A 22,260-nucleotide genomic window follows, 5' to 3' on the forward strand; every position below is an offset into this window, starting at 1 on the left:
GCCTGTGCCCGTCCTGCCTGGAAAAACGCGAGATCGCGCCGCCGCCACCATCCCCCGAGCCAGACTGAGGCAAGGGGCCAACCTTAACGTCCGGTCATGTTTTACGGCCCGTATTGTGTATTGCCGGGATACCGCGCAGGGTGCGATGCGTTGAAGGTGCCGTAAACAGGCACAGGGGGAAGGCATTCATGGCCCGATGGTCCTATCCGCGTCCGTCATCAAGCGAGATTACGCCGCGCGGGGTCTGGCTGTCGCGGCGCAGGCTGCTGGCGGGGGCCACGCTGGGCATGGCGGTCGGCACGGGGCCGCGCGCCCTTGCCGAGGCCCTGCACACACGGCCCGGCCCCTTTCAGGCAGCGGAAAAACCGACCCCGCTGGAAGATGTGACCCATTACAACAATTTCTATGAATTCGGGCTGGACAAGACCGATCCCTCAACCCGTTCCGGCCGGTTTCATGCGCGGCCATGGACCGTGTCGGTCGAAGGGCTGGTGGCCCATCCGCGCGTGTGGGACATCGATGCGCTGATCGCCGCCATGCCGATCGAGGAGCGGCTGTACCGCATGCGCTGTGTCGAGGCGTGGTCGATGGTCATCCCGTGGGATGGCTTTCCGCTGGCCAGCCTGCTCGCTCTGGCCGAGCCCTTGGGCAACGCGCGCTACGTGGCGTTTGAATCGGTCGTGCGCCCGGCCGAGATGCCGGGCCAGACGGGTGGGCTCGACAGCCTGGCCTGGCCGTATGTGGAAGGGCTGCGGCTTGATGAAGCCATGCACCCGCTTACCCTGCTGGCCGTGGGCCTGTATGGCGAGACCCTGCCCAACCAGAACGGCGCGCCGGTCAGGCTGGTCGTGCCGTGGAAGTATGGCTTCAAGGGCATCAAGTCCATTACCCGCATCCGGCTGGTGGAACAGATGCCACCCACGACATGGAACCAGATGAACGCCGCCGAGTATGGCTTCTTCGCCAACGTCAACCCCGATGTGGACCACCCGCGCTGGAGCCAGGCCTCGGAGCGGGTGATTGGCGCAGGCGGATTTTTTGGTGGCGGTCGTAGGAAAACCCTCATGTTCAACGGTTATGGTGCGCAGGTGGCCGGGCTTTATGGCACCATGAACCTGCGCCGCTTTTACTGAGCATGCCGCGCCTGACCGGGGCGGGGCGCACCCGCACGCTGCTGCCATGGCGCGGCGAGACCATGGTGCTGATGGCGGTGGGGCTGCTGCCTGCAGCACTCTATTTCTGGTATGGTGCGCACGACAGGCTGGGGCCGGACCCGGTCAATGTGTTCGAGCGCTGGCTGGGGCTGTGGGCGGTGCGTTTCCTGCTTGCGGCATTGCTGGTCACGCCGTTGCGGGTGGTGAGCGGCATCAGCCTGCTGCGCTACCGGCGCATGCTGGGGCTGCTGGCCTTCTGGTACGCGCTGATGCATGTGAGCGTTTACGTGGCGCTTGACCAGCAGGGCAACCTGGCCGTGCTGTGGCATGACATCACGCGCAGGCCCTTCCTCATGCTGGGGTTTGCGGCCTTCCTGCTGCTGCTGCCCCTCGCACTCACATCCAATAACTGGTCCATCCGCAGGCTGGGGCGGCGCTGGGGCAGGCTGCACCGGCTGGTCTATGGCGTGGCGGTGCTGGTTGCGGTGCATTTCCTGCTGGCGTTCAAGACGTATAACGCCACCAGCGTCAGCTATGCGGCGGCTTTGATGGCCATGGTGCTGTGGCGGGGCGTATCGCTGGTCCGTGCCCGCATCGGGCGTGCAGGAGCATAAGGCACAGGGCAGGAGAATATCAGCCTGTCTGTGGCATGGTGCATGAAGACGAAGAATGGAAAAACAATTTATGCATTCATTTTGTATCTTAACATGCGGTATTGGAACATAAAATACTTGAATATATATGATTTATCGGTAGCGTATTGAATGTTTACCATTGATGGATATGCTTTCTCCATCGGGAGGAAGGCCATAACCATCATGAAGATTGATCCCGGCATTGTCGAACAGCTTGCGGTCGATCAGGCCTCCCTCCGCGCGGGGCTTGGACTGGCCAAGCCCGCCAAATGGTCCGGGCTGGGGCACAGCCCGGATGAAACCCTGCTCTGGGGCGAATGCGCGGGCTCTGGCGCCCGGCCCTACCGTGTCATGGTCGATGCGCGTGACATGGGGAGTAAATGCACCTGCCCCTCGCGTAAATTTCCGTGCAAGCATGTGCTTGGGCTGATCTGCCTGTGCGCAGGGCAAAAGGCGCCCTTCACGCCCGGCGCCCCGCCTGAGTGGGTGGGGGAGTGGCTGGCCCGGCGCAGGCCGAAGGCCGCGACCACGCCAGCCGCGACGGCCCGGCCCGCAGGCACACCCCCCGACCTTGAGGCCGCCCGGCAGGTGCAGCAGGCTATGCCGGACGACCCCAAAGCCGAGGCCCGCCGCAAGGAGGCCGCCAGAAAACGCGCGGGAGAAACCACGCAGGCCGTGTATGACGGGCTGCGCACGCTCGAGCAGTGGATTGGCGACCAGCTCCGGCTGGGGCTGGCCAGCTTTGTTGACAACATGCCCGAGCGCTGCCGGCAGGTCGCGGCCCGGCTGGTTGATGGCAAGGCCACCGCCCTTGCCAGCCGGGTGGATGAACTGCCCGCCCGCATCCTTGCCCTGCCCGCGGGGGCGCGGCTGCAGGCCAGCGTGGTGGAACTGGGCAAGCTGGTGCAGCTTGCCTGCGCCTTCCGCGCGCAGCCGGAGCGGCCTGACCTGCGCCGCCTTGTCTGCACGGCCGAGACGCGGGACACCCTGCTGGTCCACCCCGATACCCAAAGCGTTCATGCCGTGTGGGAAGTGCTGGTCAGCCAGCAGCACATGCAGCGCGACAGGCTGGTGGTGCAGACCACATGGCTGCTCAATCTGGGCGATGACGGTCCGCGCTTTGCCATGCTGGTTGATTTTTTTTCCAAGGGCGCTGGCATGCAGCGGAGCAGCCTGTTCACGCCGGGCGCGTATTTTACCGGCACGCTCGCCTTCTACCCGGCACCCTTTCCGCTGCGTGCCATATTGCGCGAACACGCAGCCCTGCCATCCGCCGATGCGCCCGACTGGCCTGCGGGCGCGCCGCCGCGTGCGGCCATCAACGCGGCCCTTCTGGCCGAGCCGTGGCGCCTTGAGGTGCCGCTCATGCTGCCAGCGGGGCGCATCATGCATGATGAAGCGAAACAACTGTGGTGGCGTGCCGCCGATGGCAGCCTGACGCTGCCGCTGGCGGGTGATGTACCGCCCGTATGGCTTGGCACTGATCTTGCGCGCGCCATCGGCCTGTGGGCGCATGACCGGCTGGCATTGCTCGCAGCCCGGAGCGCGTGGGGGCGCCTGTATCATGGCTGAGCCTGTTTATGACATGATGGTCCCGGTGCTGGCGCGCTGGGCCATGGGGGCGGCGGCGGCTCCCGTGGCAACGGCGTGGCAGCCCGTGCTGGGCCAGGACCCGGCGGTTGCGGAACTGCGGCTGCTGGCCCTGGGTGGCCAGTTCCTCGATGCGATGGTGGAGGCGGCAGTGCCCGCCAGCCTCAAGGCTTTCCCCCCCATTCCGCAACTCGCCCTGCCTCCCGTGCCAGAGGCCCTGGCGCCGACGATACGGCGCGTGCTTGGTCAATTGAAGGAGGTGCGCGCCCTTGGCCTCGTGCATCTGCTGGCCCGGCGTGGCTACAGCCTCAACCCGGCGGACTGGATGCCGACCCCGCAGGATGACGTGCCAGCCCTTTACGCCCCGTGGCAGGACTGGGCCGCCGCCATCGCCGCCGGGCAGGAAACCCTGCCCATGGCGCCCGATGCGCCCCTGAGCGCGGAAAACTGGCATGATTTCGGCCCGGCCACCCGGCTTGCGGCGTTTGTACGGCTGCGCCACAGTGACCCCGCTGGCGCCCGTGCCCTGTTTGAAAACAGGCGCAGGCATCTCACGGCTGATGAGCGCCTGGGCCTGCTGGACGTTCTGGGAGCCGATGCCGGGCCTGATGATGTGCCGCTGCTGCGCGATATTGCCAGCACGGACCGGGCGCGCAAGCTGAAGGAACTGGCCACGCTGCTGCTGTCGCGGCAGGAAACAGGAACCTGCGATGGGGCGATGGCTGAAGAACTGACAGGTTTTTTCGCCATCGAACCCGCGGGCGCGGCAGGCGGCCAGCAGGTTATAAAGGCCATGCCGCTCAAAACACAGGCGCAGAAAAACGCCCGCTGGAGGTTGCTGTACCAGGTGCCTGTTCTGGACTTTGCGGCGGCCCTCAGTCTGGCGCCCACTGACCTGGCACGCCTGTGGCCATGGAACGTGGATGAGCGCCTGGATATGGATTTCATCAGCATGGCGGCAAGAAGCGGCCCGGATGCGATGCTGCCCGGATTGCTGCAGGCCGTACTGGCCAACGGGCCGCCATACAGGCGCGATTATGATGCCCTGGCCGAAAGGCTGCCTGTGGCCGCGCGCGCGCGGTTGGCCCGCGCCCCGCTTGCGGCTGAGGGGCGGCTGGCATTCTTCTCGGCACTTGGCCTGCTGGCGGGCGGGGGTGAACTGGATGACGTGGTGAACACCCCCGCCTTCCGCGCCGTGCTGGCGGCACGCACGGCAGAGGATGGACTGTCCGCCTCCAACCTTGCGACCGAACTGCTGGCACTTGGCCTGATCGCCACGCCCCGCGCTGCCCGGCAGGCCATGGCAGCACTTGAACAGGCGGGCTACCTCGCCGCCGACTCACGGCTTGACATGCTCAGGCTCAATATCGCCCTTGAGAAGACTGGAGCACAGGAATGAGCGAAAAACTGCGGCTGCTCGCCGAGGAAAGTTATGCAGGCGAACTGCGCACGCTGGCTGCCGAGGAAGGCGGCCACAAACCCCCGGGCTGGAAGCTCTCGCCCCGGCAGGTCGTGACCTACCTCATGGGCGGTGTTGCGGGTGATGGCACGCTCATCACCCCCAAATACGTAGGTAGTCGCGCCTTGATCGAAACGGCGGTCGCAACCCTTGCCACCGACCGCGCGCTGTTGCTGCTGGGCATGCCGGGCACGGCCAAGTCATGGGTGTCCGAGCATCTGGCCGCCGCCATTACGGGAGATTCCACGCTGGTCATCCAGTGCACCGCCGGCACGGATGAAAACCAGATCCGCTATGGCTGGAACTACGCCAGGTTGCTGGCCGATGGCCCGAGCCGCGAGGCGCTGGTGCCCACGCCGCTGATGCGCGCGATGGAGGCAGGCAAGATCTGCCGCCTTGAGGAACTGACCCGCATGGGCAGCGACGTGCAGGACACCCTCATTACCGTGCTGTCGGAGAAGATGCTGCCCATCCCCGAACTCAATACCGCCATCCATGCGCGGCGCGGGTTCAACATCATCGCTACCGCCAATAACCGCGACAGGGGAGTGAATGAACTCTCATCCGCGCTCAAGCGGCGCTTCAACGTGGTGGTGCTGCCGCTGCCCGAGCGCGTGGATGAGGAAATCGCCATCATCGTCAAGCGCGTGGGCGAGATGACCGCAACCCTTGACCTGCCGGCGCCCCCCAACGTGGCCGAGGAAGTGGGGCGGGTGGTGAGCATATTCCGCGAATTGCGCGGTGGCGCCACCGAGGATGGCAAGGTGGCGCTCAAGACCCCTTCGGGCGGGCTGTCCACGGCGGAGGGGATTGCGGTGCTGGTGGGCGGCATCAGCCAGGCGACTTTCTTCAATGATGGAAAACTGACCCCCGCAACGCTTGCGGCCAGCATCATCGGCGCGGTGGTAAAGGACCCGGTGCAGGACCGCGTGGTGCTGGGCGAATATCTGGAAACCGTGCTCAAGAAAAAAGCCGGGTTCGAGGAATATTACGCCGCGCTGACCGAGATGATCTGACCCGATGGCTGGCGCGGTTTCCATTTTCGGCATCCGGCACCATGGGCCGGGCTCGGCGCGGCGACTGGTCGAGGCGCTCGATGCGCTGCAGCCACAGGTGGTGCTGATCGAAGGCCCGGCCGATGCCTCCGACCTGCTGCCCCTGCTTGGTGACCCGGCCATGGTGCCCCCGGTGGCCCTGCTGTCCTATGTGGTGGCGGACCCCACGCGGGCCAGTTTTGCACCGTTTGCCGAATATTCGCCCGAATATCAGGCCGCCTGCTGGGGGGTGAAACATGGGGCGGAACTCCGCTTCATCGACCTGCCCGCGGCCGACGTGCTGGCGCGGGAAGCGGATGAGGCCGATGCGCAGGCCGAGCCGCCCGATCCCGTCACCCGTGATCCCATCGGCACGCTGGCAATGCTGGCTGGCTACCGCGATGGGGAATCATGGTGGGCGCACGTGATCGAGGAAAACCCGCATCCCGGCCCCGTTTTTACCGCCGTGGCCGATGCCATGGCAGCCCTGCGGGCCCAGGCGGCGGACCCCGCCCCGCATGAAGCCGCGCGCGAGGCCCATATGCGCCTTGCCATTGCCCGGGCGGCCAGGGAGTTTGATGGCCCCATCGCCGTGGTGTGCGGGGCGTGGCATGTGCCCGCCCTGGCCGAACGCAGGCCGCTTGCGGCGGATCGCGCGTTGCTGCGCGGGCGGCCCAGGGTCAAGGTCTGCGCTACATGGGCGCCGTGGACCGCCCCGCGCCTGGCCCGTGCCAGCGGTTATGGGGCGGGTGTTGTGGCACCGGGGTGGTGCGCGCATCTGTGGGCCACCCACAGTGATGCGAACGCCACCGTCACATGGCTTGCGCGCATTGTCGCGGCCCTGCGCGCGCAGGGGCATTTCGTATCGGTTGCCAGCGTGATCGAGGCGCAGCGCCTGGCCCGGACGCTGGCCGCCCTGCGCAACCGCCCCGCGCCGGGGTTCGAGGAACTGGCCGATGCCGTCATCGCCTGCCTGTGCGAAGGCTACCGCACGCGGTGGGACGCTATCGCCCCGGCCCTGCTCATCGGGTCCGATGTGGGTGCCATCCCGGCCAACGTGCCCCGCGCCCCCCTGATCGAGGATCTGCAACGCCAGCTCAAGGCGACCCGCCTCAAGCCTGAAGCACTGGAGCGCAGCCTGTCGGTTGACCTGCGCAGCGCGAGCGGTCTGGCCCGCTCCACCCTGCTGCACCGGCTCAATGTGCTCGATGTGGGCTGGGGCAGGCTGCTTGATGCAGGCGGCAGCCGGGGCACGTTCCGCGAGAACTGGGTTCTGTGCTGGCAGCCCGAATTTGCGGTGCAACTGGTTGAAAACCTCGTGCATGGCGCCACCATTGCCGAGGCCGCGACAGGCCGCCTCATGGAGCGCATGGGCCGCGAACCCACGCTCGATGGCCTGGCGGAGCTGGTGCGCGCGGCCCTTGTGGCCGACCTGGACCGTGCGGTTGCCGCAGGCGCTGGCGTGCTGGCGAACAGGGCGGCCCTGACCACCACCTGCCACGCCCTGCTGCGCACGCTGCCGCCCATGGCCGCCATCATGCGTTATGGCGAGGCGCGTGCGGGCACGGTGGCGCATCTTGATGGCCTCATGCCGCAGATGGTGGTGCGCGCGGCGCTGTCGCTGCCGCATGATGCCCGTAACCTTGATGCCGCCGCCGCAACCGAACTGCGCCACGCGCTGCTGGCAGCCGATCAGGCCATAGCCCTGGCGCAGATGGGGCAGGACATCACGGCACGATGGCGTCAGGCCCTGCGTGAGGTGATGGAGGATGAGGGCACCACCCGCCTCGTTACCGGCACGGTGGCACGCCTGCTGTATGAAGCCGATGCACTCGGGGCCGGGGCCACGACCGACCTCATGGCGCGCATGCTCTCGCCCGGCACGCCGATTGCGCAGGCTGCCGGTTTCTTCGAAGGGTTTTTTGAGGCGGCCGGTCCGCGCCTGATCCATGACGCCACGCTGCGCCAGGCGGTCGATGCATGGCTCGTGAGCCTTGATGAGGATGTGTTCATGAACAGCCTGCCCCTGTTCCGCCGGGTTTTCGCGGCGTTTGACCGCGCCGAGCGGCGGCGCCTGCTTGATGCGCTGTTTGCCCCCGCGCAGGCCACGCGCGACTACACGCCCGTGCCTGATGTGGCTGCGCTATGGCCCGCGCATCAGGCCCGCGTGCTCGCGCTGCTCGATGCGGGAGGGGTGTCATGAACATGGAAGAAACCGCCGAACGCAGCCGCCGGTGGCGCCTTGCGCTGGGCATTGAGGAGGCCCCGGGCATGCCGGCGCTGCCCGCGCGTGAGCAGCGCCTGTCGCGCGCGCTTGATGCGCTGTATGGCACGGGTGGCGAAAAAGGCCGGGGCGGGCTGGGCAACTCCGCCCCCGGCATTGCGAAATGGCTGGGCGATATCCGCGATTATTTTCCTGCCTCGGTCGTGCAGGTCATCCAGCGTGATGCGTTCGAGCGCAAGGGGCTGCGCCAGATGCTGCTCGAGCCCGAATTCCTCGCAACCGTCGAGGCGGATGTGCACCTCGTGGCCGACCTCATGGCGCTGCGCGGCGCCATGCCGGACAAGACCCGCGAGACTGCGCGCGCGGTCATTGCCAAGGTTGTCGCAGCCCTGATGGACCGGCTTGCGCAGCGCACGGCCGATGCCATTCGCGGCGGGGTGGACCGCACCCGCCGTACCGCCCGCCCGCGCTTTGCCAATATTGACTGGTCGCGCACCATCATGGCCAACCTGCGCCATTACCAGCCCGCCTGCCGCAGCATCGTGCCCGAGCGGCTGGTGGGGTTCATGAGCAGCAACAGGCGCAGCGTGGATCTTGATGAGGTCATCCTGTGCGTGGACCAGTCCGGCTCCATGGCGACATCGGTGGTCTATGCCTCCATTTTCGCCGCCGTCATGGCCTCGCTGCCGGGCGTTGCAACACGGCTTGTGTGCTTCGATACGACCGTTATCGACCTGACCGAAGAACTCGCCGACCCGGTAGACATGCTCTTCGGCCTCCAGCTGGGCGGCGGCACAGACATCAACCAGGCCGTGGCCTATTGCGCCGAGCGGATCGAGCAGCCCGGCAAGACCCATCTTGTGCTGATTACCGACCTGTATGAGGGGGGCGACGCGCAGGGCCTGCTGACCCGCCTGGCCTGGCTGCACGGGCTCGGGGTCAACGTGATCGCACTGCTGGCCCTGACCGATACGGGCAATCCCGCCTACCACCCGGCCATGGCGGGGCAGGTCGCGGGCATGGGCATTCCCGTCTTCGCCTGCACGCCCGACCTGTTTCCCGACATGATGGCCGCTGCCCTGCGGCGTGAGGACATGGGGGCCTGGGCTGCGGGCCACGACATCAAGGCCGTCGTGCCTGATACGGGAGCACTGACCACATGACACTCGATGACCTGCTGGCCGAAGGCGAAAAGCTGCGCCGCCCGTGCTTTACCCTCAGTGTGGAAGGCAGGGGCGACATTGCCGGATACTGGCGCGGCGAACGCCCTGATTATGCCCCGCCAGCCCTGCGCCCCCATGTCATGACACTCGACAGCCAGCTGCTTGTGCAAACAGGCATGCCCATGGGCTATGCCAGCATCGGCTTTAGCGCGGTGGAGGACGAGCGGTTCTTTAACGTGCTGCGCTCGCAGCAGGAGGTTACGGCACTGGGCTGCACCGGCCTGCCGCTTCATGCCACGGCCGACACGTCTTTCCCGCCCCTTGAGGCGGTCTGCCTTTATGGCAGCGAAAAAGTGGTGGAATGGCTCGGAAGCCTCGGGCTGCACCGGCATGAATACGCGCGCGCCGCCCTTACGCCATTGGGCAGGGCCTATGACGATGCCTATGCCTATGCCGAACGGGGCGACCTGTTCCGCGACAATGTTGATGCCATTGTGGGCGGGTGGCACCAGTCCTGGCCAGAGGATGATTTCTACATGCCGCTGGAAATGCGGCGCGCCGTGCTGACCCTGCGCGGGGCCGAGCCGTGGTATGAACTGTGGCAGGTGGCGGGTGGCCCGAATTTCAACGTGTGTGAACGGATTACCTGAAGGGCCGCTCAGGGGCGCATGGCCGCCTGCGTGTCCTCCAGGGCACGGAGCTTGCGGTGCAGGGTCGAGCGGCTGATGCCCAGCATCCTTGCCGCCACCGCCACTTTGCCGCCTGCGCTGGCAAGCGCTGTGCGGATGGCCATGGCCTGGGCTTCGCGCAACGGGGAGCGGGGGGTGGTTTCCTCCATCAGGCACAGGCTGACATCGCCCGCAGGGGGCAGGCCGAGTTGCGCACGCGCGGCATGGGTCGCGCCCACCACGTGGCGCTCGCGGTTGAGCGCCATCATGGGCACGGAGGCCGATGCCCCCTGCGGCGGCCCGAGCAGCATGATGGTATGGCCCCGATACAGATCCATGAAAAACGCCTGCTCGATCTGGCGCGCGGCCTGCAACAGGCATGATGCAATGAGCGCGCCAAGACTGCCATCGGGCGAGGGGCGGTAGGAACTGGCATTGAGCGCGCCCGCCATGCGTCCCGTCGCGTCATAGACCGGCGTTGCAATGCCGGTCAGCCCGTGCAGGAAACTGCGCCAGTGTTCATTGCGGTGCACGCTGATGCTGCGCTGTTCGGCAAGGCAGGTGCCAATGCCGTTGGTGCCTGCATGGCGCTCGTGCCACACGGCGCCGGGCCACAGGTTCCACCGGCGGCAGCCGCGCTGCAGCGTGCCCGCCACGTTATGTGTCAGCACCACGCCCGCGGTATCGGCCAGCAGGGCGGTGTAGCCCACGGGTTCAAGCGCATGGTGCAGCCGCGCCATTTCCGGCCCCGCAAAATACAGCATGCGGCCTGCGTGCTGGCAGGCATGGCGCAGTTCCGTGCCGGACAGCACATCGGGCAGGGCGGGCGTGCTGGGGTCGAGCGCGTAATCATGCTGGCAGCGCCGCCATGAGGCCTCGAGCCCCGTGCCGATCACGCAAGGGGCAGGCCGTGCAGGGAAGGCAGGCGGAAAACCGGAACCGTGCGGCATGCTGTCTCTTTGCAGGGTTGGGAGGGGTGGCGGCTAAACACGCGGCCACATGGCGCGGTTTCGCGACACTTCGTACCACCGCCGTCACATGGGCGTGAAGCACTGGGGCTGCGTGCTTGCGCGTGGGGCGGGCTTGCGTGTGTGCTGCCCACCGCCCGGTTGCGTGCCGCGTGGCATGCGTGACGGGACCAGGGAAGAAACAGGGAAAAGACCCATGCAAATAGCGCGTGAAACGCTGCTGCGCTCGTATCGGGCGATGCGCACCATCCGGATGTTTGAAGAGCGCCTGCATGTCGAATTTGCAACCGGTGAGATACCCGGCTTCGTGCATCTTTATTGCGGTGAGGAAGCCTCGGCCGTGGGCGTGTGCGCCAACCTGACCGATAATGATACCATTGCCAGCACCCATCGCGGTCATGGCCACTGCATTGCCAAGGGCGTGGAAGTCGCGGGCATGATGGCCGAGATCTATGGCCGCAGCACCGGCGTGTGCCGGGGCAAGGGTGGGTCGATGCATATTGCCGATCTCGCCTGCGGCATGCTGGGCGCCAATGGCATTGTGGGTGGCGGGCCGCCACTGATCTGCGGGGCCGCACTCTCGCACAAGACCCTGCGTGACGGTGGCGTTGCGGTGGCGTTCTATGGCGATGGCGCCTCGAATGAAGGCACCACGCTCGAGAGCCTCAACCTTGCCTCGGTCTGGCAGCTTCCCGCCGTGTTTGTGGTGGAAGACAACGGCTATGGCGAGGCCACGGCGGCCTCCTTTGCCTGCGCGGGCACCCAGAAGGACAGGGCCGCGGGGTTTGGCATGCCGTATATCGAATGCGATGGCTCGGACTACTTTGCCGTGCACGAGGCGGCGGGCGAGGCCATTGCCCATGCCCGCGCGGGCAAGGGGCCGGTCATGCTGCATGTGCACCTGCAGCGCTGGTATGGCCATTTTGAAGGCGATGCCATGACCTATCGCGCGCCCAATGAAGTGGCCGAGGCCAAGCGTGACCATGACTGCCTCAAGCTGTTCCGCGAGCGCGTAACACAGGCGGGCCTGTTCGAGGACAGCGTGCTCGATGAGGTCGATGCGGCCGTGACCGACGAGATCGAGGCCGCCGTGCTGCAGGCCAAGGATGATCCACTGCCCCAGTCAGCCGACCTGCTGGCCGATGTGTATGTGCGTTACTGACCCCACCCCACGGCACCAAGGAGACGACCAATGAGCAAGAAAAGCTTCCGGCAGGCGATCAATGAGGCCCTGCGCCAGGAAATGCGCCGTGACCCCACCGTCATCCTGATGGGCGAGGACGTGGCCGGTGGCCGTGGTGGCTCGGCCGGCACGCCCGATGCCTGGGGCGGCGTGCTGGGTGTGACCAAGGGGCTGTACGAGGAGTTTGGCGAGACCCGCGTGCTCGACACTCCCATTACCGAGGCCTCCTATATCGGTGCTGCGGCAGGAGCCGCCGTGACCGGCCTGCGCCCGGTGGCGGAGCTGATGTTTGTCGATTTTGTCGGCTGCTGCCTTGACCAGATCATGAACCAGGCCGCCAAGTTCCGCTACATGTTTGGCGGCAAGGCGCGCACGCCGCTGGTCATCCGGGCCATGTACGGCGCGGGCTTCAATGCCGCCGCCCAGCACAGCCAGGCGCTGTACCCGCTGTTTACGCATATTCCGGGGCTGAAGGTGGTCATCCCGTCCTCCCCCTACGAGGCCAAGGGCCTGCTCATTTCAGCCATACGCGATGATGATCCCGTCATCTTCCTTGAAAACAAGGTGATGTATGACGTTGAGGAAGAGGTGCCCGATGAGCCCTACGCCATCCCCTTTGGCGAGGCCAACCTGACGCGTGAAGGCGATGACGTGACCATCGTGGCCTTTGGGCGCATGGTGGGCATGGCCAACGAGGCCGCCGACCGGCTGGCCAAAAAGGGCATAGGCTGCACGGTCATCGACCCGCGCACCACATCGCCGCTGGACAGCGAGACCATACTGGACTGCGTGGCCGATACCGGCAGGCTGGTCATTGTTGATGAATCAAGCCCGCGCTGCAACATGGCCACCGATATCGCAGCCCTTGTGGCGGAGGAGGCGTTTGATACCCTGCGCGCGCCCATCCGCCGCGTGGTGCCACCGCACACGCCGGTGCCCTTCGCCACGGTGCTGGAAACGCTGTACATGCCCAGCGTTGAAAAGATCGAGGCCGCCGTCACCGCGACCATGAATCACCGCGTAACGGAGAAAGTGTGACATGACCCCCGACATCACTCCCATCACCATGCCCAAATTCGGCCTTGCCATGACGGAGGGCAAGATTGCGGGCTGGCTGGTCGAGCCCGGCACGCAGGTCACGGCTGGCGAGGAACTGGTCGATATCGAGACCAGCAAGATCACCAATACCTTTGAAAGCCCGGTGGCGGGCCTGCTGCGCCGGCATGTGGCCGCCAATGGCGAGATGCTGCCCGTGGGCGCGCTGATCGGCATCGTGGCTGATGCAGCGGTGGCGGATGCGGATATCGATGCGTTCATCACCCGCTTCCAGGCCGATTTTGCCGCCGCCTCCGATCAGCCTGACGGGGCGGAGGCCGCTGATGAGCCGGTAATGATGCAGGTGGGCGCGCACAGCCTGCGCGTGCATGACCGGGGGGCGGGCGACGGCACGCCGCTTGTGCTCATTCATGGCTTTGGCGGCGACCTCAAGAACTGGATGCTCAATCACGCGGCCCTCGCACACGGGCGGCGCGTCATTGCGTTCGACCTGCCGGGGCATGGTGGCTCGTCAAAGGACGTGGGGCCGGGCACGCTGGCGTTCTTTGCCGATGTCACGGCGCAGCTGCTGGCGCATCTCGATCTTTCGCGCGTGCATGTCATGGGTCATTCGCTGGGCGGCGGCATTGCGCTGACACTGGCACGCACCCAGCCCGCGCTTGTGGCGTCACTGACCCTCATCGCCCCTGCCGGGCTGGGGCCACAGATCAACATGGATTTCATCAACGGCTTCATCGAGGCCGACCGCGTGCGCGGTGTGCAGGATGTGCTGAAATACCTGGTGCATGACAAGGCGCTGATCGGGCGGCGCATGGCGGATGACGTGCTGCGCTACAAGCGGCTGGACGGGGCGGAAGCTGCCCTGCGCAAGGTAGCGGAAGCGTGTTTCCCCGGTGGAAAGCAGGGCGATGACCTGCGCCCCGTGCTGGCGGCAGCCGACATGCCCGCGACCCTGATCTGGGGGCAGGCGGATGAAATCCTGCCGGTGGCACAGGCTGATGGCCTGCCGGGCAGCGTGACCCGCCACATCCTGCCCGCCATCGGGCACATGCCGCAGCTTGAAAGTGCAACGGCCGTCAATGAGGTTGTGGAGGCTTTCATCGGGCATGAGGTGGCGACGGCGTAAAGCCTGTATTGGCAACAGAAACGCCGCCTTTTGGGGAAAAGGCGGCACCAGAGAACTTTTACTTTATTCAGGAACTTTTTCTGAACCGTATTTGTGGTGCAGATCCTGAAAATTTTTTGGTGAATCTTTTTTCAAAAATCTTCATGGAACATCAGGCCCGGTACTTTGCCTTTTCAGCAGCAATATTCTGTCCTGCCGCGTTCCGGTCACCATAAGGTGTCCAGCCGGTGCTTGCCACAAGGTGGCCGGTATGTCTTGAGTAAAGTCCTGAGCAAGCAGAAAACAGCAATGCCGCGACTGCAATGCCAGTTGTGGCACGGGAATAACAATAATGTTTGTCGGACTGGATCTGGGTACATCATCTCTCAAGGCCGTGCTGGTCGATGACCGGCAGCAGGTTGTTGCCAGCCACGCCCACCCTCTGCGCGTGACCTCTCCCCAGCCGGGCTGGAGCGAGCAGGCCCCGCAGGACTGGTGGGAGGCGCTGCTGCTCACCATGGATGCGCTGGCGGCGGCAAACCCGCGCGAGATGGCGCAGGTGGCGGGCATTGGCCTGTCAGGCCAGCAGCACGGCGCGGTGCTGCTGGGCGCCGATGGGGGCGTGCTGCGGCCGTGCATTTTGTGGAATGACCTGCGCAGCGTTGCGCAATGCGCCGAATTCGAGCGCCGCTTTCCCTATAGCCGGCAGGTATGTGGCAATATCGCCATGCCCGGTTTTACCGCGCCCAAGCTGATCTGGGTGGCGGAACATGAGCCGGAGGTGTTTGCCGCCACCCGCCATGTGCTGCTGCCCAAGGCCTGGCTGCGCTACCGCATGAGCGGCGAGATGATTGATGACATGTCGGATGCCGCCGGTTCGCTATGGCTCGATGTTGGCGGGCGCTGCTGGTCGGATGCGGCGCTGGCGGCAACTGGCCTTGGCCGTGACGCCATGCCCGCAGTGGTCGAGGGCACGGCGCGGGCGGGCCTGCTCCATGCCGATCTGGCCCGGCGCTGGGGCATGAAGGGCCGCCCCGTGCTGGCAGGCGGCGCGGGTGACAATGCCGCCGGCGCCGTGGGGCTGGGTGCGGTGCAGGCGGGATCGTCCTTCCTTTCCTTGGGCACATCAGGCGTGCTGTGGGTGACGACCGACCGCTTTCGCCCGCATCCGCAGGGCGGCATCCATGCCTTCTGCCATGCCGTGCCCGCGACATGGCACCAGATGGGGGTGACACTCTCCGCCGCGTCATCGCTGGCGTGGTGGGCGCGCGTCACCGGCATGACGGAAACGGCCCTGCTGGCCGAACTGCCGCCTGAAATTACGCGGCCTTCGCCTGTTACGTTCCTGCCCTACCTTTCGGGCGAGCGCACGCCGCATAATGACGGGCAGATCCGCGGCAGCTTTGCCGGGCTGTCGGATGCCACAACGCGGGCGGAGATGACGCAGGCCGTGCTTGAAGGTGTTGCCTTCTCGTTTCGTGATGTGGTCGATGCGCTGGCCGATGCCGGGTCCGTGCTGACCAGTGCGGATGTGATTGGCGGTGGCTCGCACAGCCGCCTGTGGGTTTCGATCCTTGCCAATGTTACCGGGCTTGCGCTGCACCGCCTGGCCCATGGGGCACAGGGCGGGGCCTTTGGCGCGGCGCGTCTGGCACGAATTGCTGTAACGGATGAGGCGGTGGACGCCGTGTGCCAGCCGCCGCAGCGTGAGGAGACACTCGCGCCTGATGCGGGCATGGCCCAGGCCTACGCAGCCCCGCTGGCCCGCTACCGCGCGCTCTATCCCGCCCTGCGTGGGGCAATGGCCGCATGCCCCGCCTGAAAGTAAAGGCGGGGCAGGGTGTGGAAAAAGATGGTTATGGGCGTATGGCGATCATGTTAGGCATGTCGGGCAAGAATAAGGAAATGGATAGAGTTTGATGAAAACACGCCTGTTCTCCCGTCTTTTCCACCATTATGCCTGTGGGGCCGCGCTGCTGGCCCTTCTGGCACCCCATGGCGCCCATGCCAGGGACAGTGTGGACCATGGCGCAGCGCCAAGCGGCAATGTAACCGTGGTGGCCCGTTTTGCCGACATGCAGCCCTCCGGCATCGCGGCCCTGCCCGACGGGCGGCTGGTCATAGCCTTCCCCCGCAGTGCGGCTGACCACAAGGGGCCGCGCCTTGGCCAGCTGGTCAAGGGCAAGGCCATCGCTTTCCCCGATGAGGCGACGCAGGCACGTTTCATTTCCCCCCTTGGCATGACGGTGGATACATCGGGCCACCTGTGGATCGTGGATGAAGGCACCGTGGCCGGGCAGGCAGCACCCGCCACCCCGGCGCTGATCGGGCTGGACCCCGGGACCGGCCAGATCATTGCCACCATCGCACTCGGCCCGGACACCGGCGCCACGCGCGCGGACAGCCACGTCAATGACGTGCGCGTTGACCTGACGCATGGCGAGAAGGGCACCGCCTTCATCAGCGATACCTCGCAGATGGATCACCCGGCCATCATCGTGGTTGATCTTGCCACCGGCCATGCCCGCCGCGTGCTTGAAAACGCCCCCTCCGTCCGCGCAGAGCAGGGCTTTGCCATGGAACTTGATGGCAAAATGCTGCGTTATGACATGGCGCATCCGGCCATGGGGCAGGGCGGGATCGATGGTGTTGCGCTGAGCACGGATTCCAGCACGCTGTACTGGCAGCCCCTGTCCAGCCGCAGGCTGTACAGCGCGCCCACCGCACTCCTGGCCAACCCCGCCACCAAGCCCGCGCAGCTTGAACAAGCCGTGCGCGATGAAGGGGAGGACGCCGTGGTGGATGGCATGGCGACCGGACCGGATAATTCCCTCTACCTGACCGATATCGAACGCCACGCCGTACTGCGCCGCCTGCCTGACGGGCAGCTTTCGGTCGTGGCCCATGACCCGCGCCTGATCGCGCCCGATGGCCTGACCATCAAGGATAACGCGCTGTGGCTGACCGTGGGCCAGTGGGGGCGGCTGCCCGTGTTCCATGATGGGCACGACATGGAAGAGCGCCCCTGGCTGGTGGTGAAGATACCGATGCAATAACCCCGGGCGCACCGCCGCCCCGCCCTGACCCGGCGCAGCTGAAAGAACGCATAATAATGGCGCATCACAGTCAAACGGTTTCCGGCTCCGGCATTGTCAACCTGATTGCAGGCGTGGCCGCGACCGGCGGCCTTCTGTTCGGGTATGACACCGGCATCATTTCGGCCGCCCTGCTGCAGATCACCCCGGCTTTTTCACTCGGCACGCTGGGGCAGCAGGTCGTGACCTCGGCCATCGTGGCCGGGGCGCTGGCAGGGTGCCTGATGGCGGCCCCGTTATCAGACCGGCTGGGGCGGCGCTACATGATCATGTTCGCGGCCCTTGTCTTTATCGTGGGCACGCTGGTGGCGTCGTTTGCGCCAGGCGTGGGGGTGCTGGTTGCGGCGCGTTTCATCCTGGGGCTGGCCGTGGGCATGTGCTCGCAGATCGTGCCGGTCTATATTGCGGAAATTGCCCCGCGTGAAAAACGCGGTCAGATGGTGGTGCTGTTCCAGCTGGCCGTCGTGACCGGCATTCTGGTCTCGTTTATCGTGGGCTATCTGTTCCGCGCGCAGTCGTGGCGGCTCATGTTCGGGCTGGGGGTCATTCCGGCGGTGATCCTGCTGGCTGGCATGTCGTTCCTGCCGCGCAGCCCGCGCTGGCTGGCCATGAAGGGCAGGCTGGAAAGCGCGTTTGACGTGCTGCAGCGCCTGCGGCGTGACCCCGTGGCCGCGCGCGCGGAACTGGACGCCATCGTGGCCATGCATGATGAGCAGGCCCCCTGGTCGGCCCTGCTGCAACCCTGGGTGCGGCCTGCGGTGGTGGCATCGGTAGGGGTGGCGCTGTTCTGCCAGATTACCGGCATCAACGCGGTGCTGTATTACGCGCCCACCATTTTCGCAGGCGTAGGATTTGGCGAGGGGTCGGCGCTGCTGACCTCGATCGCCATTGGCGTGGCCATGGTCATTTCCACCGCGTTCGGCAGTTGGGCGGTTGATGCGTGGGGGCGGCGCAGGCTGCTGTTGCGGCTGGTGCCCGGTGCTGCGGTATCGCTCATGGTGCTTGGCGCAATGTTTGCACAAGGTGCAACGCATGGAATCAATACATGGATTACGGCAGCGGCGGTTGTCTGTTACGCCATCTTCAACGTGGGCAGCCTGTCGGTGGCGATCTGGCTGGTGGGGGCTGAGGTCTATCCGCTCTCGTGTCGCAGCAAGGGCATGAGTCTTGTGGCAGCAACCCACTGGACGGCGGATCTGCTGATCTCACTCACTACGCTCTCTTTGGTGCAGGCGCTCGGGGCGGCGGGCACGTTCTGGATGTATGCGGGGCTGAACGTGCTGGCCTTCGTGTTCATCTGGCGCTACGTGCCTGAAACCCGGGGGCGTTCGCTTGAGGAAATCGAGACCGCCCTCAAGGCAGGCGCCTTCGACCGGTTGCGCTGAACCTGAAGTAGGCATGGGTGCCGCCTTTTTTTAAAGGCGGCGTTATTCAAAGCTTTTTGAAAAAAGCTTCACCAGAAACTTTCATTTTCAAAGATGCACATGTCCGCGCGCGAGGTCAAACGGGCGCGCGGGCACGGGGGATGAACGCGCACGGGCCGCAGGGGGCAGGATATGCGTGAGGATCCGCTCGCCAATGGCGTTCTGCCACAACCACAGGCTGTTGACCTGCCCGCGGAAGCTGGCTTCCCCCCCCATCGCCCCCGATGGCCTGAAGCCCGAGGCCAGGCCAATGCCGAACAGGCCCGGAATTTCATGCCCCGCCTGATCAAGAATGCCGCAGTTCGGCCCGGTCAGGGCGGCATGGGGCTGGTCTGCCGCAAGGGGGATGGGCGTACCATCAGTGTCGCGCACGCGCACGCGGCGCGGGCTGTAGCCAAGGCAGGCGATGATGGCATCGGACTGATCCAGAATGTGCTGTATCCGGGCTGTATTGTCCGGTGTCATTTGCAGTGCGTGCAGGCGGGGCTCAGGTGCTGCGCCTGCAATGCCGAGCAGGCGCATGGCCAGGGTGCGCGAATCATAACGCAGGCCGCCAAAGCGATGCACGAACTGGCTGACCGGACAGATGTCACTGGCGCTGAAATCGGCATACCCGTCCGCCTGTGCTTCCTCAGCCGTGCGGTAGAACAGTTTGAGCCGGGACTGGTGCAGGAGCGTCAGGTGCCCCGGCGCGATCTGCTCGCCCATGTCGCGCAGAATGACATTGGCCGATGACAGGGCGCTGCTGGCGCCGCCGATAATGGTGATCCTGGGTTTTTCGCATCCCGCCAGCATGGCGCGCAGCGTGTGCATGCCTTCAGGCGCCAGCAGGGCATCGGATTGTACGATACGCCCCGCATAGCGCGGCAGCAGGGGCCGGCCTGCCACGTTCTCGGTATAAAGCCGGGCTTCGGGCTGGCAGGCGCCAAGGGCCAGCACCACCTTGCCAGCAAACACCTGCTGCCTGTGCGCCCCGTGGGTCGTGGCAAGGTCGGCCAGCCAGTTGCCATCTTCCTGCCGGGTCAGGGTTTCAAGCCGCCAGCCGGTGAGCAGGCGCGAGGCGGGATGGGCTGCGATGAGTTCGGTCAGCACATGGCCCACCACATCAAGAAAATCCGCAACGATGCGCAGCGGCAGGGGCTGCCTGCCGTGGCTGCGGATCATTTCCACCAGGGGGTGATGGGTCAGGCGGGCCAACTCGGGCACGGGGTTGGCTGTAATCGCATCGACAAAGGTTTCGGCAGCACTGTCGGAATTGATGACATAGCGCCCCAGCATGCCGGAGCCGATCGTGCTGCCCTGTTCAACCAGGGTCACGCCTGCATCAAGGAGGTGGGGCAACTGGCCGATGCGCGAGGCGGCAAGCAGGATGGCGATGCCCGCGGGGCCGCCGCCAGCAATGAGGATGGGCGTTGTCGCGTGGGTGGACATGGGGCATGGGTCCGTTTTCCGTGGTTGGAAGGAACGACGGGGGCTCAGACAATCTGGGCATGGCAGGCGGCCCTGAATTCACGGCACACGTAATGCACCATTTCAGGGGTCATTTCATGCCATAGCGGGAGCGACACGATGGAGGCGGCCAGGGCTTCTGTCGCGCTCAGGTCGCCTGCTACGCTATTGGCGGCGAAATAGCTCTGTTCATGCAGATGGGGTGAAAAATAGGTGGAGGTGCCAATGCGCCTCTGCTTCATGCGCTCCAGTATGGCGCGGCGGTGCGGCGCGTACTGCGCGGGCAGCCGCACGGGCAGGAACTGGTAGGCCGTGCGCGTGCCATGCTGGCGCTGGAACGTGAATTCGGGCAGCAGGTCGTAATACAGTCGTTCGATGCTGCATTTTTTCTCGACCACCGCATCAAGCTGCTCCAGCCCCGACAGGGCCAGCAGCGCCCCGATTTCAGGCAGCTTGGAATTGAGGCCCGGCATGGTGGCGTGGCGGACCCGGCCAAACCCGAAATTGCCCATGGCCCGCAGGGCGTCGATCATCTCGGGGTTGTTGGCGTAGATGAAGCCGCCTTCGCCAATCCCCATTGTTTTTGTTGCGTGAAGCGAACAGATAATGGCATGCGGCGAGCCCTGGCCAAAGCCACGGCCCTGCCCATCGCGCGCGCCAAGCGAGGCTGCGGCATCAATGACGACGGGAATGCCGGTGCGCCTTTCAAGTTCCGTATAGTATTCCATATCGGCGGCGTTACCAAAGGTGGCGTAAGGGAATATTGCCGCGACCTGGTTTTTGTACTGTTGCAATAATGCCTGTTCCGCATCATGCGATGCCATCCAGTCCTGTGGGTCGATATCACACAAAAGCGGCACGAAACCCGCCCACAATACGGCATGCGCTGCCGCGGCAAAAGTAAAGGACGGCATGATGATATAGCGCTGCCGCTCAGGATTGGTGTGGCGCGTGACGTATTTGAGCGCCATCATGAGGCCAATGGTGGCGTTGCACACCGTTACGCACTGGCCCACGCCCCCAAACATCTGCTCGACGCGGAAATCTCACAGAAGGGTTGTACATCGGGTTAGATTATGAAAAAGTCTGTTTTGCACAAAAGAAATTTTCGTAAGCTATAAGAAAACCCGATGCAGACAGAGTGTAGCGCAGGCGCGTATGAGTTTCCAGCCTCCTGTGGACGGCGTGTTGTGGCCCGTTTTGACGGGGGTCGCATGAGTTCGGATGGGGGCGTCATTCTGGTGAAGCAGGCTGATGACATTCTGGGTCTCAGCCGCCGCTTTGCTGCCTGTTTTCGCGATAAGCGGCATCCCGGCTTTGTGGAATACCGGGTTGAAGACCTTGTCCGTCAGCGGATCATGGGCCTGGCACTGGGCTATGAAGATCTCAATGATCACGATGCCCTGCGGCATGACCTGATCTTTGGTCTGACCTCGGGCCGTCTGTCAGGAGGCCGGGCAAACTGCGCAGCATTGGCTGGCAAATCTACACTGAACCGGTTGGAGCGCAGTGGGCACAAGGCAGATCGTTACTGTCGGATCATTGCTGATCATGAGGCCCTGGCTACCCTGTTCGTCACGCTCTTCCTTGACCAGCATGAGCACGCACCCGCCCGGATCGTTCTGGATGTGGATGCCACCGATGACCGTATCCATGGCCATCAGGAAGGCCGCGCCTTTCATGGATATTACGGCCATAACTGCTATCTTCCCCTGTATGTCTTCTGCGGGGACCATCTCCTCAGCGCTACCCTGCGCACGGCAGACAGGGACCCGGGGAAGGAAGCACTGGCAGACATCCGCCGGATCGTGGAGCAGATCAGGAGCCGTTGGCCCCGGGTGCGTATCCTGGTGCGTGGGGACAGCGGTTTCGCCCGGGACAGTCTGATGACATGGTGCGAAGACAACCACGTTGACTTCCTGTTCGGGCTTGCAGGAAACACCCGCCTGTATGACCGGATTGCCTCCCTGTCCGCCGAGGTTTGTGACGCAGCCACTGCGACAGGCAAAGCGGCACGCGGTTTTGCCTCCTTTGACTGGATCACAAAGGACAG

Annotated in this window: 18 protein-coding genes; 15 read left to right on the plus strand and 3 right to left on the minus strand. The window is 65.1% G+C overall.

From position 1 onward, the window contains the following. Positions 1–188 precede the first annotated feature (188 nt). From msrP to DV027_RS06850, 8 genes are all read left to right on the plus strand, one after another. A complete protein-coding gene (msrP, locus tag DV027_RS06815; protein WP_130731118.1) occupies positions 189–1,133 on the plus strand; it encodes a protein-methionine-sulfoxide reductase catalytic subunit MsrP in 945 nt (314 codons plus the stop codon). Between the two features lie 2 nt (positions 1,134–1,135). After that, complete coding sequence (msrQ, locus tag DV027_RS06820; RefSeq protein ID WP_130731119.1) at positions 1,136–1,768, plus strand: protein-methionine-sulfoxide reductase heme-binding subunit MsrQ; 633 nt, start codon at positions 1,136–1,138, stop codon at positions 1,766–1,768. A gap of 204 nt (positions 1,769–1,972) precedes the next feature. Continuing rightward, the gene (locus DV027_RS06825) at positions 1,973–3,361 is read left to right on the plus strand and encodes an SWIM zinc finger family protein (RefSeq protein WP_130731120.1); all 1,389 of its coding nucleotides are present in this window, start codon (positions 1,973–1,975) and stop codon (positions 3,359–3,361) included. Further along, complete coding sequence (locus tag DV027_RS06830) at positions 3,354–4,778, plus strand: DUF5691 domain-containing protein (protein WP_130731121.1); 1,425 nt, start codon at positions 3,354–3,356, stop codon at positions 4,776–4,778. Before DV027_RS06825 ends, DV027_RS06830 begins: the two co-directional genes overlap by 8 nt. Beyond that, complete coding sequence (locus DV027_RS06835; protein ID WP_130731122.1) at positions 4,775–5,854, plus strand: ATP-binding protein; 1,080 nt, start codon at positions 4,775–4,777, stop codon at positions 5,852–5,854. The genes DV027_RS06830 and DV027_RS06835 overlap by 4 nt, the downstream gene beginning before the upstream one ends. A gap of 4 nt (positions 5,855–5,858) precedes the next feature. Beyond that, positions 5,859–8,075, plus strand: a complete 2,217-nt coding sequence (locus DV027_RS06840; RefSeq protein ID WP_130731123.1) for a DUF5682 family protein — start codon at positions 5,859–5,861, stop codon at positions 8,073–8,075. After that, a complete protein-coding gene (locus DV027_RS06845) occupies positions 8,072–9,259 on the plus strand; it encodes a VWA domain-containing protein (RefSeq protein WP_207303436.1) in 1,188 nt (395 codons plus the stop codon). Before DV027_RS06840 ends, DV027_RS06845 begins: the two co-directional genes overlap by 4 nt. Beyond that, positions 9,256–9,909, plus strand: a complete 654-nt coding sequence (locus DV027_RS06850) for a hypothetical protein (protein WP_130731124.1) — start codon at positions 9,256–9,258, stop codon at positions 9,907–9,909. The genes DV027_RS06845 and DV027_RS06850 overlap by 4 nt, the downstream gene beginning before the upstream one ends. 8 nt (positions 9,910–9,917) lie before the next feature. On the opposite strand, the gene DV027_RS06855 is transcribed toward DV027_RS06850, so the two are convergent. Further along, positions 9,918–10,877: a helix-turn-helix domain-containing protein gene (locus DV027_RS06855; protein ID WP_130731125.1), complete on the minus strand. Its 960-nt coding sequence runs from the start codon at positions 10,875–10,877 to the stop codon at positions 9,918–9,920. 214 nt (positions 10,878–11,091) lie between these two features. Between DV027_RS06855 and DV027_RS06860 the strand changes: the two genes are divergently transcribed. The 6 genes from DV027_RS06860 (at position 11,092) to DV027_RS06890 (ending at position 18,719) form a co-directional block, all read left to right on the plus strand. Then, positions 11,092–12,057 (plus strand): thiamine pyrophosphate-dependent dehydrogenase E1 component subunit alpha, encoded by a 966-nt coding sequence (locus DV027_RS06860; RefSeq protein WP_130731126.1) that lies wholly within the window; start codon positions 11,092–11,094, stop codon positions 12,055–12,057. Between the two features lie 30 nt (positions 12,058–12,087). Beyond that, entirely contained in the window at positions 12,088–13,116 is a 1,029-nt protein-coding gene (locus DV027_RS06865) for an alpha-ketoacid dehydrogenase subunit beta (protein ID WP_130731127.1), read from the plus strand. Position 13,117: 1 nt separating this feature from the next. After that, the gene (locus DV027_RS06870; RefSeq protein ID WP_130731128.1) at positions 13,118–14,260 is read left to right on the plus strand and encodes an acetoin dehydrogenase dihydrolipoyllysine-residue acetyltransferase subunit; all 1,143 of its coding nucleotides are present in this window, start codon (positions 13,118–13,120) and stop codon (positions 14,258–14,260) included. Positions 14,261–14,591: 331 nt separating this feature from the next. After that, positions 14,592–16,061: a xylulokinase gene (gene xylB, locus DV027_RS06880; protein ID WP_130731130.1), complete on the plus strand. Its 1,470-nt coding sequence runs from the start codon at positions 14,592–14,594 to the stop codon at positions 16,059–16,061. A gap of 97 nt (positions 16,062–16,158) precedes the next feature. After that, positions 16,159–17,295, plus strand: a complete 1,137-nt coding sequence (locus DV027_RS06885) for an L-dopachrome tautomerase-related protein (RefSeq protein ID WP_130731131.1) — start codon at positions 16,159–16,161, stop codon at positions 17,293–17,295. A 56-nt stretch (positions 17,296–17,351) separates the two neighbouring features. Beyond that, entirely contained in the window at positions 17,352–18,719 is a 1,368-nt protein-coding gene (locus DV027_RS06890) for a sugar porter family MFS transporter (protein WP_130731132.1), read from the plus strand. 87 nt (positions 18,720–18,806) lie between these two features. Here the strand turns inward: DV027_RS06890 and DV027_RS06895 are convergent, their stop codons facing one another. Together DV027_RS06895 and DV027_RS06900 are read right to left on the minus strand one after the other, a co-directional pair. Continuing rightward, positions 18,807–20,189 (minus strand): BaiN/RdsA family NAD(P)/FAD-dependent oxidoreductase, encoded by a 1,383-nt coding sequence (locus tag DV027_RS06895; RefSeq protein WP_207303437.1) that lies wholly within the window; start codon positions 20,187–20,189, stop codon positions 18,807–18,809. 44 nt (positions 20,190–20,233) lie between these two features. Beyond that, entirely contained in the window at positions 20,234–21,223 is a 990-nt protein-coding gene (locus DV027_RS06900) for a DegT/DnrJ/EryC1/StrS family aminotransferase (RefSeq protein ID WP_242621768.1), read from the minus strand. A gap of 114 nt (positions 21,224–21,337) precedes the next feature. On the opposite strand from DV027_RS06900, the gene DV027_RS06905 reads away from it, so the two are divergent. Next, positions 21,338–22,260, plus strand: a 923-nt coding sequence (locus DV027_RS06905) for an IS1380-like element IS1380A family transposase (RefSeq protein ID WP_130731134.1), incomplete at its 3' end; no start/stop codon positions are given.

Origin of the sequence: Komagataeibacter xylinus, from assembly GCF_004302915.1 — a bacterium.
Classification (GTDB): Bacteria; Pseudomonadota; Alphaproteobacteria; order Acetobacterales; family Acetobacteraceae; genus Komagataeibacter; species Komagataeibacter xylinus_C.